Raw genomic sequence first — 16853 nt, forward strand, 5'->3', positions numbered from 1 at the left:
CGACCGATTTTCTGCACCGCCCTTCCGCGTCGCGACGTCTCCGGCGGTCGCCAGCGCTCGGTGACATCTGCCACTCGCCGTCAACTTTCGAACACGCGCTCACGGCATTCGGCGTGACTGATCCGCCGGAATCAAACCGAGGCGAGCATCACTGCTTTGACTGGAGGTCGCGCCGACATTGCCAACTGAACCCGCCGGTCGTTCAGTCGGCCACACCATACCACGTCTTTGGGTTACCCCTTTGATTTCATTCGCAGATAACACTTCTGGCGGCTCCTGGTATGCAGCACGATTCACACGTCAAGTGCAGTGCTACAAGCGCAACCGCTATAGGTGAACTGCCTCACAGGACCAGTAACTCGCCGCGAGGCCGCACGAGATTTTCTTTCTCCTAAGACAACGTTCAAAGGACGAGAGCGCTGGTTTATCCGGAACGACTACTGCGGCCCAACTAGTACCCTTCGCCGCAGTTCTGGAGTGGGCCGATTGATGCCCCATTCCTCGGCCCAAACGGTTCCCGTTTCAACCGCTGCACAGTGGCAAGATACCCCATTCGCGGTAGCTATGGTTCCCCGATTACTTCGCAAATGCGAAGAGACCGCCCGCCACATACCCGCAAAAGGACATCTGGAAAGCCGATGGTACCAACCGAAGCCGTCCAACGGCCGCATCGGCTTTTGCGCATCGTGGAGCACCACCTAGGGCGAGCGGCGCTTCAACCGTCTTGCCACGGTCCATAGTGTGAATGTTCCACACGCGGTGGTGGCTTCGGGTTGCGGCTTAAAACCGGATTGGTCCGCCCTTGGCGGGCTGAGACACGTCACACTGAAATTGTCGCCTGATTCAAGGCAGGGCCAGGTTGTAGATGTAGGGCGCGCGTCTCATCGGTTCGTTCCCACGGCGCCCTTTCCGATGCAGCGCGGTCCCAAACCATGCGGCCGCCACGCTTACAGCGCCGGGATCTCAGCCGCCTAAAGGCGTGGGGTTTCCTGGTCCCCCATCGGCGACTCTAAATCGCCATCGTGATCGCGTCTGACGGCGGGTTTAGCGCCCCCTCCTCTGACGGCGCTTTGAATCCTCTTTTCCAACCACATAACAGCCATGCTCAAACCCAAAACGAACAGCATGGAGAGCACAAAGACGATGGGCGCCGGAAAATCCCAGGTAAATAGCCACCAGACCGTAACCATGCCGACGGAATAGTGATTCAAATATATTGGGTAACTTACTCCTCCAATATATTTTATTATCTCCTGATGCTTAGAAAGTTTATATTTAATAAATTTACCGTGATTTATTCCTTTTGCCATTGCATACATGCATGCCAACCAAATTACCACAGCATAGATCTTATGCGCATAGTCGCGCTCAACCGAAATGAAAATCTCCGCAGTGCTCATACAGCCGAAAAGAAACAACAATATTGCCTTCCACGCATGACGCTCCATTTTGCGATGATCATCACCGCCGTTCTTGACAAGAAAGAAGACCATACCGGCAGCGAAGAAAACGCCGTGCTGCAGCAGAAGCAGTTTGAAGGGGAACCGCGAAAGCGCTGAAATTGCTTCCTCCGACCGCGTGGACGGTGGCAGCAAATGTAGCCCCGAGACAATGAGAATATATACCGAACTAGAAAACCCTATTATCTTGGCAAGATCGTAGAGTGATAGACGAAATCTCGACAAGATTGATGCGGCTACCAAGATATAAAATACGGCCTCGACGACGAGAGACCATACTACCCCGTCGATATAGGGTCCTTTAGGGGACAATATTAAAGATCTACAAAAATCCATCAGAAGATAGGACAAATCCTCGCCATAAAAAGCTCGTGCGGCCAAGCTGACGAGCGCAGACAGCCACAAGGCTGGCAATATACGCGTAGCGCGGACGCGTGCGAAACGCAGTGCTTGCGACGCCCCCCCTTCGCCTGAGGCACTCATGGCGATGACAAACCCGGAAATTACGAAAAAAATCTCGACCCCTACAGCTCCCAAACCGGCAAACGCCGACAGGAAACCGAAGGCGACATCGCTTCCCTCGGCGACTGACGCACTGTTCCAGGCGTATGTCGCGAAATGGTTCAGCAGCACCAAAATCGCTGCAAAAATGCGTAAGAAATCTATGATAAGGTAGTGGACACTGCGTTCCAATGTTTCCGGACCTTGCCAACGCCAAGGCGGAATATTACCGTGAATCCATCTGCACACATGCTAGTACATTCGGATATAAGCCAAATGGATTACCCGTCTGATATGGTATTTTCCCTGCTGAAGATACTCCGGCCTGTTACACCTTACCTTCTCTAGACGAGGTTTTATAACATATTGATCACTCGACCCCTTAGAAGTGGAGTAGCATCGCGTTCCAATCATTGATAATGATGGAGAATGCTTCGTGCCGTCTTCAAGATAACCGCATGGCTCTTGCTCATCGCTATCATAGCCGCGACGATTGTGCCGATTGGAATGCGCCCCCATTCAGGCCTTGGCCCAGAGCCAGAACGGGTCGCCGCATTCCTTGTCGTCGGTCTGTTGTTCGGTCTCGCCTACGACCGCAACTGGATACTGGCGCTTAGCGTGGTGATCGTGGCTGGACTCGGCATTGCAGATGCTTAGCCCAAGTCGCCACCCTACCCTTGAGGACGCTGTGATCAAAGCGATCGCCGGCAGCGTCGGGGTTTCGGCCGGCTGCGTCATCACAAAGAAGGGCTGGTTAGGACGGTAGATCGCTCGTTTTGAACCGGCGCCTTGCAGCCAAAAGTGTACCTGCCGTACGCCTAATTGATGCCATCTCTCTAATTGATCCCATGCTAATGTTGCGGTCGGCTTGGGAGGTTCCAATCGACCTCATTGCGAATGTATTCGCCGGCGCATGGGCTGCCGGTGTGCTTGCCGCCGTCTGGTATATCTGGATGCGGCCCTCGCCGCCCGTTACCGAAAGCGAGCAAGATCGCGATTTACGGGAATGGCTGGATGGGCAATTGTAGAGATCGTTTCTGGTGACTGGTCGATATAGGCAAGGCACATCCACAATGTGGCTCGCAGAAGAATATGCCGAGATCGGGACAGCCGTACCCGAGATCGGCCGTCTCCGTCCAGTTCGGGCGCGGGCCATGTGCAGGCTCCCGACAGATCGAGGCGGAGCTCCTCGTAGATCCTGATTTATCAGCCGGTCATGGCGAACCGTAGCGTAGTTTCGGATACTGCCGGATAGGTCTGAATCATTCCCACTCTATGGTGCCCGGTGGCTTGCTCGTCACGTCATAGACAACGCGGTTGATGCCACGCACCTCGTTGATGATGCGGGTGGCGGCGGCGCCCAGGAACGCCATGTCGTAGTGGTAGAAATCCGCAGTCATGCCGTCGACCGAGGTGACGGCGCGCAGCGCGCAGACGAATTCATAAGTGCGGCCATCACCCATCACGCCGACGGTCTGCACCGGCAGCAGCACGGCAAAGGCCTGCCAGATGGCGTCGTAGAGGCCCGCCTTGCGGATCTCGTCGAGATAGATGGCGTCGGCCTCGCGCAGGATCTCCAGCTTCTCGCGAGAAATGCCGCCCGGGCAGCGGATGGCAAGACCGGGGCCGGGAAACGGATGCCGGCCGATGAAGCTGTCGGGCAGGCCGAGTTCCTTGCCGAGCGCCCTCACCTCGTCCTTGAACAGTTCGCGCAGCGGCTCGACCAGCTGCATGTTCATGCGCTCGGGTAGGCCGCCGACATTGTGGTGCGACTTGATCGTCACCGACGGGCCGCCGGTGAAAGAGACGCTTTCGATGACGTCGGGATAGAGCGTGCCTTGCGCCAAGAAATCGGCGCCGCCGAGCTTCTCGGCCTCTTCCTCGAACACCTCGATGAACAGCCGGCCGATGGTCTTGCGCTTCTTTTCCGGGTCCGACTCTCCCTCGAGCGCGCCGATAAAACGGTCCGAAGCGTCGACCAGGATGAGCGGCAAATTATAGTGCTGGCGAAACATCTCCACCACGCCTGCCGCCTCGTCCTTGCGCATCAGCCCGTGGTCGACAAGGATGCAGGTGAGCTGGTCGCCGACTGCCTCGTGGATCAGGAGTGCAGCGACCGAGGAATCGACGCCGCCCGAAAGCGCGCAGATGACCTTGCCCTTGCCGACCTGCTTGCGGATTGTCTCGACCGCATGCTCGCGATAGGCGCGCATCGTCCAGTCGCCTTCGATGCCGGCGATGTTGTGGACGAAATTCCTGAGCAGCCGGGCGCCGTCCGGGGTGTGCACCACTTCGGGGTGGAACATGATGCCGTACATCTTGCGCTCGATATTGCCGAAGATGGCGAAGGGCGAGCCTTCCGATTTTCCGAACACCTCGAAGCCTTCCGGCAAGGAGATGACACGATCGCCGTGGCTCATCCACACTTGGTGCCGCTGGCCGGGCGCCCACAGGCCCTCGAACAGCGGACTGTCCTTCTGGATCTCGACGAAGGCACGGCCGAATTCGCGATGGTCGGAGCTTTCGGCGACGCCGCCCATCTGCACGCACATGGCCATCTGGCCGTAGCAGATGCCGAGCACCGGCACCCCGGCATCGAAGACGATCTGCGGCGCGCGGGGGCTGCCGATGTCGCTGGTCGAGGCCGGGCCTCCGGACAGGATCACCGCCTTCGGCTTGATGCGCTTGAACGCCGCTTCGGCCGACTGGAACGGCACGATTTCGGAAAAGACGCCGGCCTCGCGGACGCGCCTGGCGATGAGCTGCGTGAACTGGCTGCCGAAATCGACAATCAGGACGGTGTCGGGGTGATTGGCTATCTTCATGGCGAGCGTTTAGAGAAAGAAACGAGTCGGCGCAATGGGTTGCGAGGCGTCTCTCTCAATCTGATTCCGCGTCTTCATGTGGTGGTCCAAACTGCAGTGCGCCGGACCCGATCGCCTGTTCGAGCCGCATGACCGCATCCGCCAGCTTTTCGTCGATGACATGGAGATACTCCTTCCAGTCGCCGACATGCCTGAGATCGGCGGCCCCGTCGGAAATGCCGCGCAGGCCGACGAGCGGCACCCTGAACAGTTGGCAGGCACGCAGGCAGGCGAAGGTCTCCATGTCGACCATGTCCTCAGCAATCGCATCGTAGGCGCTGCCGGAAATGATCGCCGCACCGGTCGACAGCGTCGCCTCTCTTATGCCGGGAATCCTGAACGGCAGCAGCACGGTCACCGGCAGGTCGAGAAACGGCGTCGCGCCCTTTTCGAACCCCAATGGCGAGGCGTCGATGTCGCGGTAGGCGACCGAAACGGCCTGGTAGATTTCCGTCTGTTCCAGTGTCCTGCTGCCCGCCGAACCGAGCGACACCACGAGGTCCGGCAGCGCCTTTTCAGACTTCAACCATGACAGTTCGGCACCCAGCCTGACGCCCGCCTCGACCGGCCCCACGCCTGTCATGACAGGCGTGAAAAGCCGCTGCAGATGCGGACCGTATTCGGCCTGCGCCGCCATCACGAAAAGGACGTCCCGACCCGCAATTCTGACCGCCTTGGGCATCGGATCAACCTTCAATGCCATCGCGACCGACCACCGTCATCATCGTTCCGGTCATGGTGGCGATCAGCTTGGCCTCGCCGTCGACGGCGAAGGCATAGGCCTGCCCGTCGGCGACGATGATGGTGCGGCCGGGCTTCGTCACCGAGCCGCGGAACAGGAAACGCTCGCCCAGGCCCGGCGCCAGCAGATTGACCTTGAACTCGATGGTCAGCACGCCGGAATTCTCCGGCATCAGCGAGAAAGCCGCATAGCCGCAGGCCGAGTCCAGCGCCGTCGAAATGACGCCGGCATGGAGAAAGCCGTGCTGCTGGGTCAGCGCCGCCGAATAAGGCATTTCGATCTCGATGATGCCGGGCGTCACCAACGTCAGCTCGGCGCCTATGGTCGTCATGGCGTTCTGGCGCGCGAAGGATGTCCTGACGCGATCCTCATAATCGGAGGCGGGTACGATCTTTGCGGCCATGGCTTTTCACGCTCCTGTCAGAAAAGCTTATTGCAGAGGCATAAGCGGCAGGCAATCGCTATTGCTGCACTGCAGCAATCAGGCTCGCTGGCAAAGTTCAGCCGCCCTTGCGCAGCGCGCAGACATAAAACCCATCGGTACCGCTCAGCGCCGGCGACAGCGAAATGCCGCCTGCAGCGCCGATACGCGCGGCCGCCTCGTGGCCCGGAAAGCGGCTGTCCCAGAGCTGACGATGGTCGACCGAAACAAAGCCGCTGTTCCGATCCCGGAAGGCCGCGATCTGCTCGCCATTCTCCTCGTCGAACACCGAGCAGGTGATGTAGACCAGCAGCCCGCCCGGCTTGACGAAGGCTTTGGCCGCGTCGAGGATGGCCGATTGCTCGCCCTTGCGTGCATCGAGCTGCTTCTGCGTCAGCCGCCATTTGGCATCGGGCCGGCGCCGCCAGGTGCCGCTGCCGGTGCACGGCGCATCAACCAGGACGATATCCATGTGGCCCGAAAGGGCGCCGAGCTCCGTCGGCTTGGTGACGATTTGCACGTTGCGGTTTTCCGAGCGGCGGATGCGATCGAAGATCGGCGCCAGCCGCGCCTTTTCGGCGTCATGCGCAAACACCTGGCCGCGATTGTCCATCGCCGCCGACAATGCCAGGGTCTTGCCGCCGGCGCCGGCGCAAAAGTCGAGGACCTGCATCCCGGCCTCCGCGCCAGCCAGCGTGGCGGCGATCTGCGAACCTTCATCCTGAACTTCGAACCAGCCTTTCTGGAAGGCCGGCTCCGCCTGCACGTTCGGGTGCCTGCCGTCGCCTGCGATCGGCGGGATACGGATGCCGTGCGGCGCGATCCGTGCAGCCTTGGCGCCGGTCTCGGCCAGCTCGGCGAGCACTTTGCTGCGATCGGCCTGCAGCGTGTTGACCCTGATATCCAGCGGCGGGCGAGTCGCCAGCGCCGCACCCTCTTCAACCCAGGCGGCGCCGAAGGCCTGCTCGAAGAGCGGTTCGCACCAATCGGGAATGTCGGCACGCACCACCGGCGGCGCATCGTCCAGCTGGCGGGCGGCGATCGCCTTCAATTCGTCGGCGTTGAGCAGCGGCGGCGCGAATTTGTCGCCATCGAGCGCCTCGTTCAGCGACTGCGCGGTCTGGTTCCATTCAAGCAGCAGCGCGCCGAAGCCGATGGCGCGTGGCGTGTCCTCGTCCAAAAGCCAGCCGGCGGAGCGCTTCCGGCGCAGCGCGTCATAGACGATGTTGCCGATCGCCGCGCGATCACCGCCGCCGGCGAAGCGGTGCGACAGGCCCCAGTCCTTCAGCGCATCGGCGACCGGCCGGTGACGCCGGCCGATATCATCCAGCACTTCGATGGCCGCCGCCAGCCGTCCGCCCAGTCGCATCTTGTCATTCCGTTATTCAGCAAATTACTTCCGCCCTGCTCTAAAGCGCTGGACTGGCGCACACAAGCCGGGAGAGCCTCGGACGCTAGATCGAGCACAGATATGTTAGCACCCACAGATCTAGCGCATGACCCCCGAAAATCGGAATCGATTTTCGGTAAGGATCATGCGCAAAATCAAAGTGCTACAGCGTCCTTTGCGCGTCCCAATGGACGCGCGGCGCTGTAGTCAGGCGTAATGCTTGTGCTTCCAAAGTTTTGAAGTTGCGATACTCTTTCGCTGCGTGATTCGCCAAGAACTGCAAGCGGATCGGCGGGAAATTACGAGGAGAGGGCAATGAAGACTTATCTGGCGGAAGTTCTAGGGACATTTCTACTGGTGTTCATCGGCACGGCTTCGGTGGTGACGGGCGGCTTCGGCGGCGCGCTGCCGCTCGGCCAGGAAGGCATCGGGCTTGCATTCGGCATCGGCCTGATTGCGGCGGCCTATGCGATCGGCCCGATCTCGGGCGCGCATCTCAACCCGGCGGTGACACTCGGCGTGTTCCTTGCCGGCCGGATGCAGGCCAAGGACGTCATTCCGTATTGGATCGCGCAGATCATCGGCGCCATCATTGCGTCGCTGGCGCTGTGGATCATCGTCTCCGGACAGGTCGGCGGACACACCGGCGGCTTCGGCGCCAATGGCTGGGATGCGACGAAATGGGGCGTCAGCTCGGCGTTCCTGTGGGAGCTGATCGGAACCTTCACCTTCGTGACGGTGATCCTCGGCGTCACCAGCGGCAGCCACACGACAGCCTTTGCCGGCCTCGTTATCGGCTTGACGCTGGCGGGACTGCACTTCGCCATCATCCCGGTGACCGGCACGTCGCTCAACCCGGCCCGCTCGATCGGCCCGGCGCTGTTTTCCGGAAGTGCTGCGATCGGCCAGCTCTGGCTGTTCATCGTCGCACCGCTGATCGGCGGCGCCATCGCCGGCGTGGTCGCCAAGACCCGGATCTTCGAGAAGGACTGATTTTCGAAGGCTTCAATGCAAAAAGGCGCGGGCCAAGACCGCGCCTTTTTGTTGAGACTTACCGCAAGCGGCGATGCTGTCCGCTCCGGATCTTCGCCGATCAGGCGAGTTCGAACCGATCGGCGTTCATCACCTTGTTCCATGCCGCCACGAAATCGTTGGCAAACTTCTCTTTGGCGTCCGCGGTTGCATAGACTTCCGCCAGAGCGCGCAGTTGGGAATGCGAACCGAAGATCAGGTCTACGCGGGTGCCGCTCCACTTGAGCGCGCCTGTTGCCCGGTCGCGTCCTTCGAACACGTCCTTGGCCTCCGATGTCGCCTTCCACACCGTGCCCATGTCGAGCAGGTTGACGAAGAAGTCGTTGGTCAGCGTCTCAGGCCGATCGGTGAAGACGCCGTGCCCGGACTGGTCGGCGTTTGCGCCGAGCACGCGCAGGCCGCCAACAAGGACTGTCATTTCAGGCGCCGTCAGCGTCAGCAATTGCGCCCGGTCCACCAGCGCCTCCTCGGGAGACAAACGCTGACTGCCGCTAAGATAGTTGCGGAAGCCGTCGGCGGTCGGTTCGAGCGGGGCGAAGGATTCCACGTCGGTCTGCTCCTGCGAAGCATCCATGCGCCCCGGCGTGAACGGAACCTTCACGTCATTGCCGGCATGCTTCGCGGCTTTCTCGATCGCGGCGGCGCCGCCAATGACGATCAGGTCGGCAAGCGAGACTTTCTTGTCGCCGGACTGCGAAGCATTGAACTCGTTCTGGATCGCTTCGAGCTTCTCCAGGACCTTGGCCAGCTGAACCGGCTGGTTGACGTCCCAGTCCTTCTGCGGCGCGAGGCGAATGCGCGCGCCGTTGGCGCCGCCGCGCTTGTCGGAGCCACGAAAGGTCGAGGCGGACGCCCAGGCTGTTGACACCAGTTGCGGCACCGAAAGGCCGGAGGCGAGAATCTTCGCCTTCAGGGCGGCCACGTCCAGCTCATCGACCAGCACATGATCGACCGCCGGGATGGGATCCTGCCAAGGCAGCTCTTCCTTGGGAACGAGCGGACCGAGATAGCGCACGATCGGGCCCATGTCGCGATGGGTCAGTTTGTACCAGGCGCGGGCGAAGGCATCGGCGAACTGATCCGGATTCTCATGGAAGCGCCGCGAGATCTTTTCGTACGAAGGATCGAACCGCAAAGCGAGATCGGTGGTCAGCATCGACGGCGCGTGGCGCTTGGCCGAGTCATGCGCGTCCGGCACCGTGCCTGCGCCCGCGCCACCCTTCGGCGTCCACTGATGCGCGCCGGCCGGGCTCTTGGTCAGCTCCCACTCGTAGCCGAACAAATTGTCGAAGAAGTTGTTGCCCCATTTCGTCGGCGTCGTGGTCCAGGTCACTTCCAGGCCGCTGCCGATCGCGTCCCCGCCCTTGCCGGTGCCGAACTTGCTCGCCCAGCCCAGGCCCTGCTCTTCGATGCCGGCGGCTTCAGGCTCCGGACCCACCAGCGTTGCATCGCCAGCGCCGTGGGTCTTGCCGAAGGTGTGTCCGCCGGCGATGAGCGCGACAGTCTCCTCGTCGTTCATCGCCATGCGCGCGAAGGTGTCACGAATGTCGCGCGCTGCGGCGAGCGGATCCGGATTGCCGTTCGGCCCTTCCGGGTTGACGTAGATCAGACCCATCTGCACCGCGGCGAGAGGGTTCTGGAGATCGCGGTCGCCGCTGTAACGCTCGTCGGCCAGCCATTTGCCTTCGGGACCCCAGTAGATGTCCTGTTCGGGCTCCCATACGTCGGCGCGTCCGCCGGCAAAACCGAAGGTCTTGAAGCCCATCGATTCCAGGGCGACGTTGCCGGTCAGAATCATCAGGTCGGCCCAGGAGATCTTGCGGCCGTATTTCTGCTTGATCGGCCACAGCAGCCGGCGGGCCTTGTCGAGGTTGACGTTGTCCGGCCAGCTGTTCAGCGGCGCGAAGCGCTGCTGACCGGCTCCGGCACCGCCACGTCCGTCGCCGATGCGGTAGGTGCCGGCGCTGTGCCAGGCCATGCGGATGAACAGCGGCCCGTAATGGCCAAAGTCGGCCGGCCACCACTCTTGCGAGTCCGTCATCAGGGCATGCAGATCCTTGATCACGGCGTTCAGGTCGAGACTCCTGAATTCCTCGGCGTAGTCGAACGCCTCGCCCATCGGATCGGACAGTGCCGATTGCTGGTGGAGAACCTGGACGTTCAGCTGGTTCGGCCACCAGTCACGGTTGGCCCTGGCAGCCGTCGTGTGCACGACCGGGCATTTTCCCGCGCTATTGTCATCGGTCTTTGCGTCCATCGTTCTCTCCGATTTGTCGATTTTCCGGGATTTATCGATTTTCCGGGCGGGCCTTGAGCCACGCCATTCTGGAATGGTTCCAGACTAGGCTGCCGTGCCGATAAAAACAAATTGCCTTTCCTGTTTGTTGCGATAGGTTTTCCTTATGATAGGCCTCACTGTACGGCAGATGCATTATTTCGAAGCGTTGGCGCAGACGCTGCATTTCGGCCGCGCCGCGAAGCTGGCCGGCGTCAGCCAGCCGGCGCTGTCCTCGCAGATCGCCGAGATGGAGCTGCGCCTGAATTGCCGGCTGTTCGAGCGCGGCAAATCGGTTCGGATGACCGACGAGGCGCTGGCCATGCTGCCGCGCATCGAGCGCATTCTTGCCGATATCCGCGAGATCGAGACCACGGCCCGGCGCGGCCGCCCCGCTATGGAGGGGCGCTTCCGGCTCGGCATCATTCCGACGGTGGCACCCTATCTCCTGCCGCATGTGCTGCCGGAGCTGAGACGTCATTTTCCGGCCTTGCAGCTCGAATTGCGCGAAGCGGTGACGGCGTCGCTGATCGAAGACACCAGCCTGGGGAAGCTCGACGCCTTCATCGCGGCCCTTCCCCTCGATCAGCCGGGCCTGATCACCGAGGCGCTTTTCTCTGATCGGTTCTTCCTTGCCGTGCCGGCCGGCGATCCCGCCTTCGCCTCGCCGCCGGTGCCACCCGAAAGCCCGGCGCTGGAAAGGCTGATGCTGTTGGAGGAAGGCCATTGCCTGCGCGAGCAGGCGCTTGCGGTCTGCGGCAGCGTGCGCCCGGTGGCAATGGCGAGCTACGGCGCGACCAGCCTGACGACGCTGCTGCAGATGGTGGCGCACGGGCTCGGCGTCACGCTCATTCCGGAAATGGCAGCAGGGCCGGCCAGCGCCATGCGCGATTTGAAGATCGTGCCCTTCCAGGAACCGATGCCGCAGCGCACGATCTGTCTCGCCTGGCGGCGCAACAAGGTTCGGCACGATGAATGTGTGGAACTGGCGAAGATTATTCGCGGGCTGGATGCAGCTGTGCTGGCGGCGTGAGGCGCCTATCGTGAAACGGCGTCATTCCGCGCACGCCCGCAAGCGCCCAAAAGGAGCAGTCGCCGCCCACGAGAATCGGGAATCTCTCTCGCAGCCTTTTCGCGCTACGCCGCCATCGACGCCGGCTTTGTCGCCGCCACTGCTCCGTCTATGATTACATGACCGATGCCGCGGGAACACATCTCGATCCGCGCATCCACCTTGTAGACCTGCCGCAAAAGGGCGCTGGTGATGACATCGCGCGACGGGCCGCATGCGACGAGCCTGCCTTCGACGATGACCATGGTCCGGTCGGCAAAGCGAAGGGCATGATTGATGTCGTGAAGGGCCATCAGCACCACCGCGCCCCTTTCTCGCGCGACCGTTCGCATCAAACTCAGGACTTCCACCTGGCGACTGAGGTCCAGCGCGGAGGTCGGTTCGTCCATCAGCAGCACCTCAGGTTCGCGAACCAGTGTCTGCGCCAGGCTCACCAACTGCCGCTGCCCGCCGCTAAGCTCCCCGATATTGCGAAAGGCGATGTCGGACAGGTTCAGACCGGCTATGGTTAGGTCGATCGTTGCCAGATCCGCGGCGGTGACGCTCCAGGCCGAGTCCTGTTTGCGGGCAAGCAGGATCGATTCGTAGACGGTCAGCACTGCGTTGGCGGCTGTATCCTGCGGCATGTAGCATATGGTATTCCGTGCCGCAGCGCGCGCGCCTTCGACCTCGATACGGCCCGGCCCCCGCAAGAGCCCGGCGATACGTTTGAATAATGTGGACTTGCCCGCGGCGTTCGGGCCGATGACGGCGACCACTTGCCCGCCGGAAAGATGCGGTGTCGTAACCCCGCTCAGCACCAGCCGGTTACCGTGGAAAGCTCCGAGATCGTCAAGCCTGATCGTCACCATGAGCGCCTCGTATTCGAGAGGATGAGCGAGATGAAAAAGGGAATGCCGATGAGTGAGGTGACGATGCCTATCGGGAAGATCGTGCCCGGGATGAGCGACTTGCTCGCGACCGAACTCGCCGAAAGGATGAGCGCCCCTGAAAGAGCCGAGGCGGGCAGGAAGAAGCGCTGATCTTCTCCGATCAACATGCGGGCGATGTGCGGGCCGACCAACCCGATGAAGCCGATCGTGCCGACAAAGGCGACAGGGATAGCGGCGAGCAGGCTCACCATCATCATGGTTTCGAGCCTCAGGCGCGCGACCTTGACCCCGAAACTCGCGGCCTTGTCTTCGCCTAGCCGCAGCGCCGTCAGCGCCCAGGCGCGGCGCGCGAAAATCGGAAGCGTTACAAGGAGGATGAGGCTGGTGATGATGAGCTTGGGCCAGGTGGCCTTGGTGAGGCTTCCCATCGTCCAGAACACGACCGCGGCCAGCGCCTGCTCTGAGGAAAGATACTGGACGAGCGATAGCAGCGCATTGAAGGTGAAGACGAGCGCGATGCCGAGAAGCACGATGGTTTCGACCGTCACGCCGCGCTTGAGACTCAGCAGGTGGATGACGAGCGCGGTCAGCATCGCCACCGCGAATGCGTTGAGCGGGACGACATATTCGATCGCGGCTGGGATGAGTGCCACGCCGAAGGCAAGCGCGAGCGCGGCGCCGAAGCTGGCCGCCGCCGAAATGCCCAGCGTGAAGGGGCTGGCGAGCGGATTGTTGAGGATGGTCTGCATCTGCGCGCCGGCGACCGACAGTGCAGCGCCCACGACCACGGCCATCAGCGCGATGGGAAGCCGGATTTCCCACAGCACCACGCGCACCTGGAGCGGCACGCTGCCGGGAGAAACCAGTGCGAGCACCACCTGGTCGAGGCTGTAGCTGGCAGGGCCGAGCGCGAGGTCCACGCACAGGCTCAGGAGGAGAGTTACGGCCAACCCTGCCAGGATGAGCTGCTTGCGCAGAACAAGGGCGCGGTAAAGCCCGCGCCCTTCTTTGGCCGATAATGCCGCTGGTTCACTGCTCATCGGAGAGTGAGACCCAATGGCCGGGCCTGTAGTCGACCGGCAGGAACTTCTCGTGCAACTCCTTGAACGTGGCCTCGGCGTCCAGGTCGGCGAACAGGTCGGGGTGCAGCCACTTGGCCATCTGCTGGATGGCGACGACCTGATAGGGGCTGTTGTAGAACTGGTGCCAGATGGCGTGGACTTGTCCGTTCTCCACCGCTTTGATGCCGGTTAGCGCGGGCCGTTCCGTCAGGCCCTTGAGCTTCTTCAGTGCTTCCGCTTCGTCCGCGCCGGGACCAACGCCGACCCATTTGCCGCCCGGCACATAGGCCTCCCAGTTACCGCCCGTCACAATCACTTGGTCGGGATCGCTTGCGATGATCTGTTCCGGGTTGAGCGCGCCAAAGGTGCCTGGGATCAGGTCCGCCGCGATATTCTGGCCGCCGGCCATCTCGACGAATTTGCCGAAATTGTCGGTGCCGAAGCTCATACAGCAATCGTCGGAATAGCCCCCGGCGCGCTCGATGAACACGGTCGGGCGCTTGGGATTCTTCTCCGCGATAACATCGGTGACGCGCGCGATCTGGGCCGCGCGGTAGGCGATGAACGCCTCAGCCCGCTTTTCCTGGCCAAAGAGCTTGCCGATGAGGCGCATGCTCGGCTCGGTGTTGGTGAAGGGATGCTCGCGGAAATCGACATAGACCACCGGGATGCCGACGGCGGCGAGCTTTTCGATGTATTGCGCGTCCTCGGTTGCCTGCTTGGACTCGATATTCATGATCATCACGTCCGGCTGAAGCGCGATGGCCTGCTCGATGTCGAAGGTGCCGTCCTTGAAACCGCCGAAGGTCGGGATCGTGGCCATCGAGGGGAATTTTGCCAGGTAGACGGCGTAATTGTCGGGATCGGCCTGCGAGAAATCCTCGCGCCAGCCGACGATCCGCTTCAAGGGATCGTCGGTATCGAGTGCGGCGATCAGGTAGATCTGCCGGCCTTCGCCGAGGATGACCTTCTCGACCGGCGTCTTCACCTCGACCTTGCGGCCGCTAATGTCTGTAACGGTCTCAGCGCGCGCGCCTGGGGTAAGCGCCATGAAGGCCGCGAGGGCGACCGCGGCCGCAAATATCGACTTCAAAATCATTGTGCTCTCGTGATTTTAGTTTGCCGCCCGGCTTATAAAACATGAGTTGTGTAATCAAGAATTATCTTTTAGAGCAATTCCAATGTACAGCTTTGGAGAGAGCGGTTCGGGCGATGACGGCTCACGCAAACTACTCGCTGCGCGACGAAATTCGGGACTATTGGTCCGAGCGCGCCGAAACCTTCGACCTGCAGGTCGGTCACGAGATTTTTTCCGAGCAGGAGCGCACCGCCTGGCATGCCCTCATACGCAGGCATCTTGGACCCGGCGCCGGGCGGACATCGCTGGACCTCGCCTGTGGGACGGGTGTGATTTCGCATCTGATGCACGAGTTGGGATTTGTGGTGACGGGCCTCGACTGGTCGGAAGCCATGCTCGCCAAAGCGCGCGCCAAGGCACAAAACCGCGGCGCCGATATCCGCTTCAGGTTAGGAGACGCTGAGCGGACATTCGAAGACAAGGCCAGCTACGACGTCATTGTTACCCGTCATCTGGTCTGGACGCTGGTGGATCCGAAGGCGGCCTTTGCCGAATGGTTCTCGCTGCTGAAGCCCGGCGGTAAGCTGCTGGTCATCGACGGGGATTTTGTCAGCCGCAACTGGGCGATGAGATTGCGGGAGGTTTGGGAGAAGTTCACGGCAGGCCAGTCCCGGGTCGCGGACAATGACGGCGCTTCGATGGCCAGCCGCCACCTGAGTATTCTTGCCCGTGTCTATTTCTCAGGCGGCGCACGGGCCGGAGAGATAAGGCGCTTACTGGCCGAAGCCGGGTTCGATCAGCCCGTTGTCGACTGGAAACTGGGCGCAATCCATCGCGCTCAGGCTCGACAGATGAGTTGGCCCAGGGCGATCGAACGAGCCACCCAACACCGCTTTGCGATCTGCGCTACGAAGCGGAAGTAAGCTCCGGACAGACTTGATGTCGATTGCGTAAGAGGAACCGCGCGGGCAAAGTTTGACTCAGAGCAGCCGTTCGTGGCTCCACCTGCTGGCGGCTCGGACCACCAGACCGACGAGCATGGAGAGCTAAAGTGACGAAAGTTGAGGTGTTGTTCTTCGACGTCTTGGGAACCGTTGTCGATTGGCGCGGCAGCATAGCGGCGGAGGCGAGTTCGTTTCTGAAGCGCCATGACGCCTCGCATATCGACGCTGGCGCTTTTGCCGATGCATGGGTCGGACACTATGATGCATCGGTTGAAGCCGTTCGCCGCGGTCGGCGGCCCTTTGTCCCGCTCGATCTGCTCAATATGGAGAACCTGGAAACGTGCCTGAAGGAGTTCGGGTTGACGCCATCGGCTGTACCGAGTCCTGAACTGGAAGACCTCAATCTGGCCTGGCACCGCCTCAAGCCGTGGCCGGATTCGGTGGAGGGCGTCTCCAGATTGAAGGAACGCTTCATCGTCGCACCGCTCTCCGATGGGAACACCCGACTTCTGGTGGACATGGCAAAACATGCCGGGCTGCCATGGGATACGATCCTCGGCGCTGATATCTCTGAGGCCTATAAGCCGATGCCACAGGTGTATCTTCGTGCCTGCGAGCTGCTGGGCGTGGAGCCGGACAGGGCGATGCTGGTTGCCGCCCACGACTACGATCTGGACGCCGCGCGTCAATGCGGATTGAAGACGGCGTATGTCGTTCGCTCAAATGCGCATGACCCATCGAAGGCTGCCGCTGTCAAACGGCTCGATGGTTGGGAATACATGGCAAGCGACTTGATCGAACTCGCTGCGATCCTGAAGTAGATTGCGAGGGGCCGCTCCGGCAGCCGGGTAGTAAAAGGCCGCGTTGCTCGCAAAGCGAACAAACTTCCCAACCCGCAACCAGACAACAACCCGGCCACGAAACGTCCCAACGGGGGAGTGCCCCCTGGCGGCAGCTTCTCGCCCGCACCGCTGAACATGGACGTCATCCCTGCAAACTTGTCCTTGTCGGCCGACCACAGGACATCCGCGGCGGGACCAGCGGAGTGCTACAGGCCCTATGGATCGGCCCGACACAAGACAAGGTCATCCCATAGTAGACGGATTGAAGCGCCTTGCCCACTCACGCAGTCTTCTGCATC

The 16853-nt window shown here is 61.4% G+C and carries 14 protein-coding genes; 5 read left to right on the plus strand and 9 right to left on the minus strand.

The window, feature by feature from the left end; translation table 11 throughout:
• Nucleotides 1-971: 971 nt before the first annotated feature.
• Complete coding sequence (locus ABID19_RS16165; RefSeq protein WP_354491999.1) at nt 972-2153, minus strand: acyltransferase family protein; 1182 nt, start codon at nt 2151-2153, stop codon at nt 972-974.
• A gap of 237 nt (nt 2154-2390) precedes the next feature.
• Between ABID19_RS16165 and ABID19_RS16170 the strand changes: the two genes are divergently transcribed.
• Nucleotides 2391-2618, plus strand: coding sequence for a hypothetical protein (locus ABID19_RS16170; protein WP_354492000.1), 228 nt, complete (start codon nt 2391-2393; stop codon nt 2616-2618).
• A 605-nt stretch (nt 2619-3223) separates the two neighbouring features.
• On the opposite strand, the gene guaA is transcribed toward ABID19_RS16170, so the two are convergent.
• The 4 genes from guaA to ABID19_RS16190 all read right to left on the minus strand — a co-directional run bounded on the left by guaA (nt 3224) and on the right by ABID19_RS16190 (nt 7357).
• Nucleotides 3224-4786, minus strand: coding sequence for a glutamine-hydrolyzing GMP synthase (gene guaA, locus ABID19_RS16175; protein WP_354492001.1), 1563 nt, complete (start codon nt 4784-4786; stop codon nt 3224-3226).
• 55 nt (nt 4787-4841) lie between these two features.
• Entirely contained in the window at nt 4842-5507 is a 666-nt protein-coding gene (locus ABID19_RS16180) for a 5'-methylthioadenosine/S-adenosylhomocysteine nucleosidase (RefSeq protein ID WP_354492187.1), read from the minus strand.
• 4 nt (nt 5508-5511) lie between these two features.
• Nucleotides 5512-5970, minus strand: a complete 459-nt coding sequence (locus tag ABID19_RS16185; RefSeq protein ID WP_354492002.1) for a PaaI family thioesterase — start codon at nt 5968-5970, stop codon at nt 5512-5514.
• A 97-nt stretch (nt 5971-6067) separates the two neighbouring features.
• On the minus strand, nt 6068-7357 hold the full coding sequence (locus tag ABID19_RS16190; protein ID WP_354492003.1) for an RsmB/NOP family class I SAM-dependent RNA methyltransferase: 1290 nt from the start codon (nt 7355-7357) through the stop codon (nt 6068-6070).
• A 336-nt stretch (nt 7358-7693) separates the two neighbouring features.
• Here ABID19_RS16190 and ABID19_RS16195 point away from each other — a divergent pair, with 336 nt between their 5' ends.
• Nucleotides 7694-8371 (plus strand): MIP/aquaporin family protein, encoded by a 678-nt coding sequence (locus ABID19_RS16195; RefSeq protein ID WP_128285315.1) that lies wholly within the window; start codon nt 7694-7696, stop codon nt 8369-8371.
• Between the two features lie 100 nt (nt 8372-8471).
• On the opposite strand, the gene katG is transcribed toward ABID19_RS16195, so the two are convergent.
• Entirely contained in the window at nt 8472-10667 is a 2196-nt protein-coding gene (katG, locus tag ABID19_RS16200; protein WP_354492004.1) for a catalase/peroxidase HPI, read from the minus strand.
• Between the two features lie 145 nt (nt 10668-10812).
• Between katG and ABID19_RS16205 the strand changes: the two genes are divergently transcribed.
• The gene (locus tag ABID19_RS16205; protein ID WP_354492005.1) at nt 10813-11718 is read left to right on the plus strand and encodes a hydrogen peroxide-inducible genes activator; all 906 of its coding nucleotides are present in this window, start codon (nt 10813-10815) and stop codon (nt 11716-11718) included.
• Between the two features lie 104 nt (nt 11719-11822).
• Here the strand turns inward: ABID19_RS16205 and ABID19_RS16210 are convergent, their stop codons facing one another.
• The 3 genes from ABID19_RS16210 to ABID19_RS16220 are packed head-to-tail and all read right to left on the minus strand — an operon-like array spanning nt 11823 to nt 14741.
• Nucleotides 11823-12608, minus strand: coding sequence for an ABC transporter ATP-binding protein (locus ABID19_RS16210; protein ID WP_354492006.1), 786 nt, complete (start codon nt 12606-12608; stop codon nt 11823-11825).
• On the minus strand, nt 12602-13669 hold the full coding sequence (locus ABID19_RS16215; RefSeq protein ID WP_354492007.1) for a FecCD family ABC transporter permease: 1068 nt from the start codon (nt 13667-13669) through the stop codon (nt 12602-12604). Before ABID19_RS16215 ends, ABID19_RS16210 begins: the two co-directional genes overlap by 7 nt.
• Nucleotides 13659-14741 (minus strand): ABC transporter substrate-binding protein, encoded by a 1083-nt coding sequence (locus ABID19_RS16220; protein WP_354492188.1) that lies wholly within the window; start codon nt 14739-14741, stop codon nt 13659-13661. The genes ABID19_RS16215 and ABID19_RS16220 overlap by 11 nt, the downstream gene beginning before the upstream one ends.
• 161 nt (nt 14742-14902) lie before the next feature.
• On the opposite strand from ABID19_RS16220, the gene ABID19_RS16225 reads away from it, so the two are divergent.
• Together ABID19_RS16225 and ABID19_RS16230 are read left to right on the plus strand one after the other, a co-directional pair.
• Complete coding sequence (locus tag ABID19_RS16225) at nt 14903-15691, plus strand: class I SAM-dependent methyltransferase (RefSeq protein ID WP_354492008.1); 789 nt, start codon at nt 14903-14905, stop codon at nt 15689-15691.
• 143 nt (nt 15692-15834) lie between these two features.
• Nucleotides 15835-16533 (plus strand): haloacid dehalogenase type II, encoded by a 699-nt coding sequence (locus ABID19_RS16230; RefSeq protein WP_354492189.1) that lies wholly within the window; start codon nt 15835-15837, stop codon nt 16531-16533.
• Nucleotides 16534-16853 lie beyond the last annotated feature (320 nt).

Origin of the sequence: Mesorhizobium robiniae (assembly GCF_040545535.1) — a bacterium.
Classification (GTDB): Bacteria; Pseudomonadota; Alphaproteobacteria; order Rhizobiales; family Rhizobiaceae; genus Mesorhizobium; species Mesorhizobium robiniae.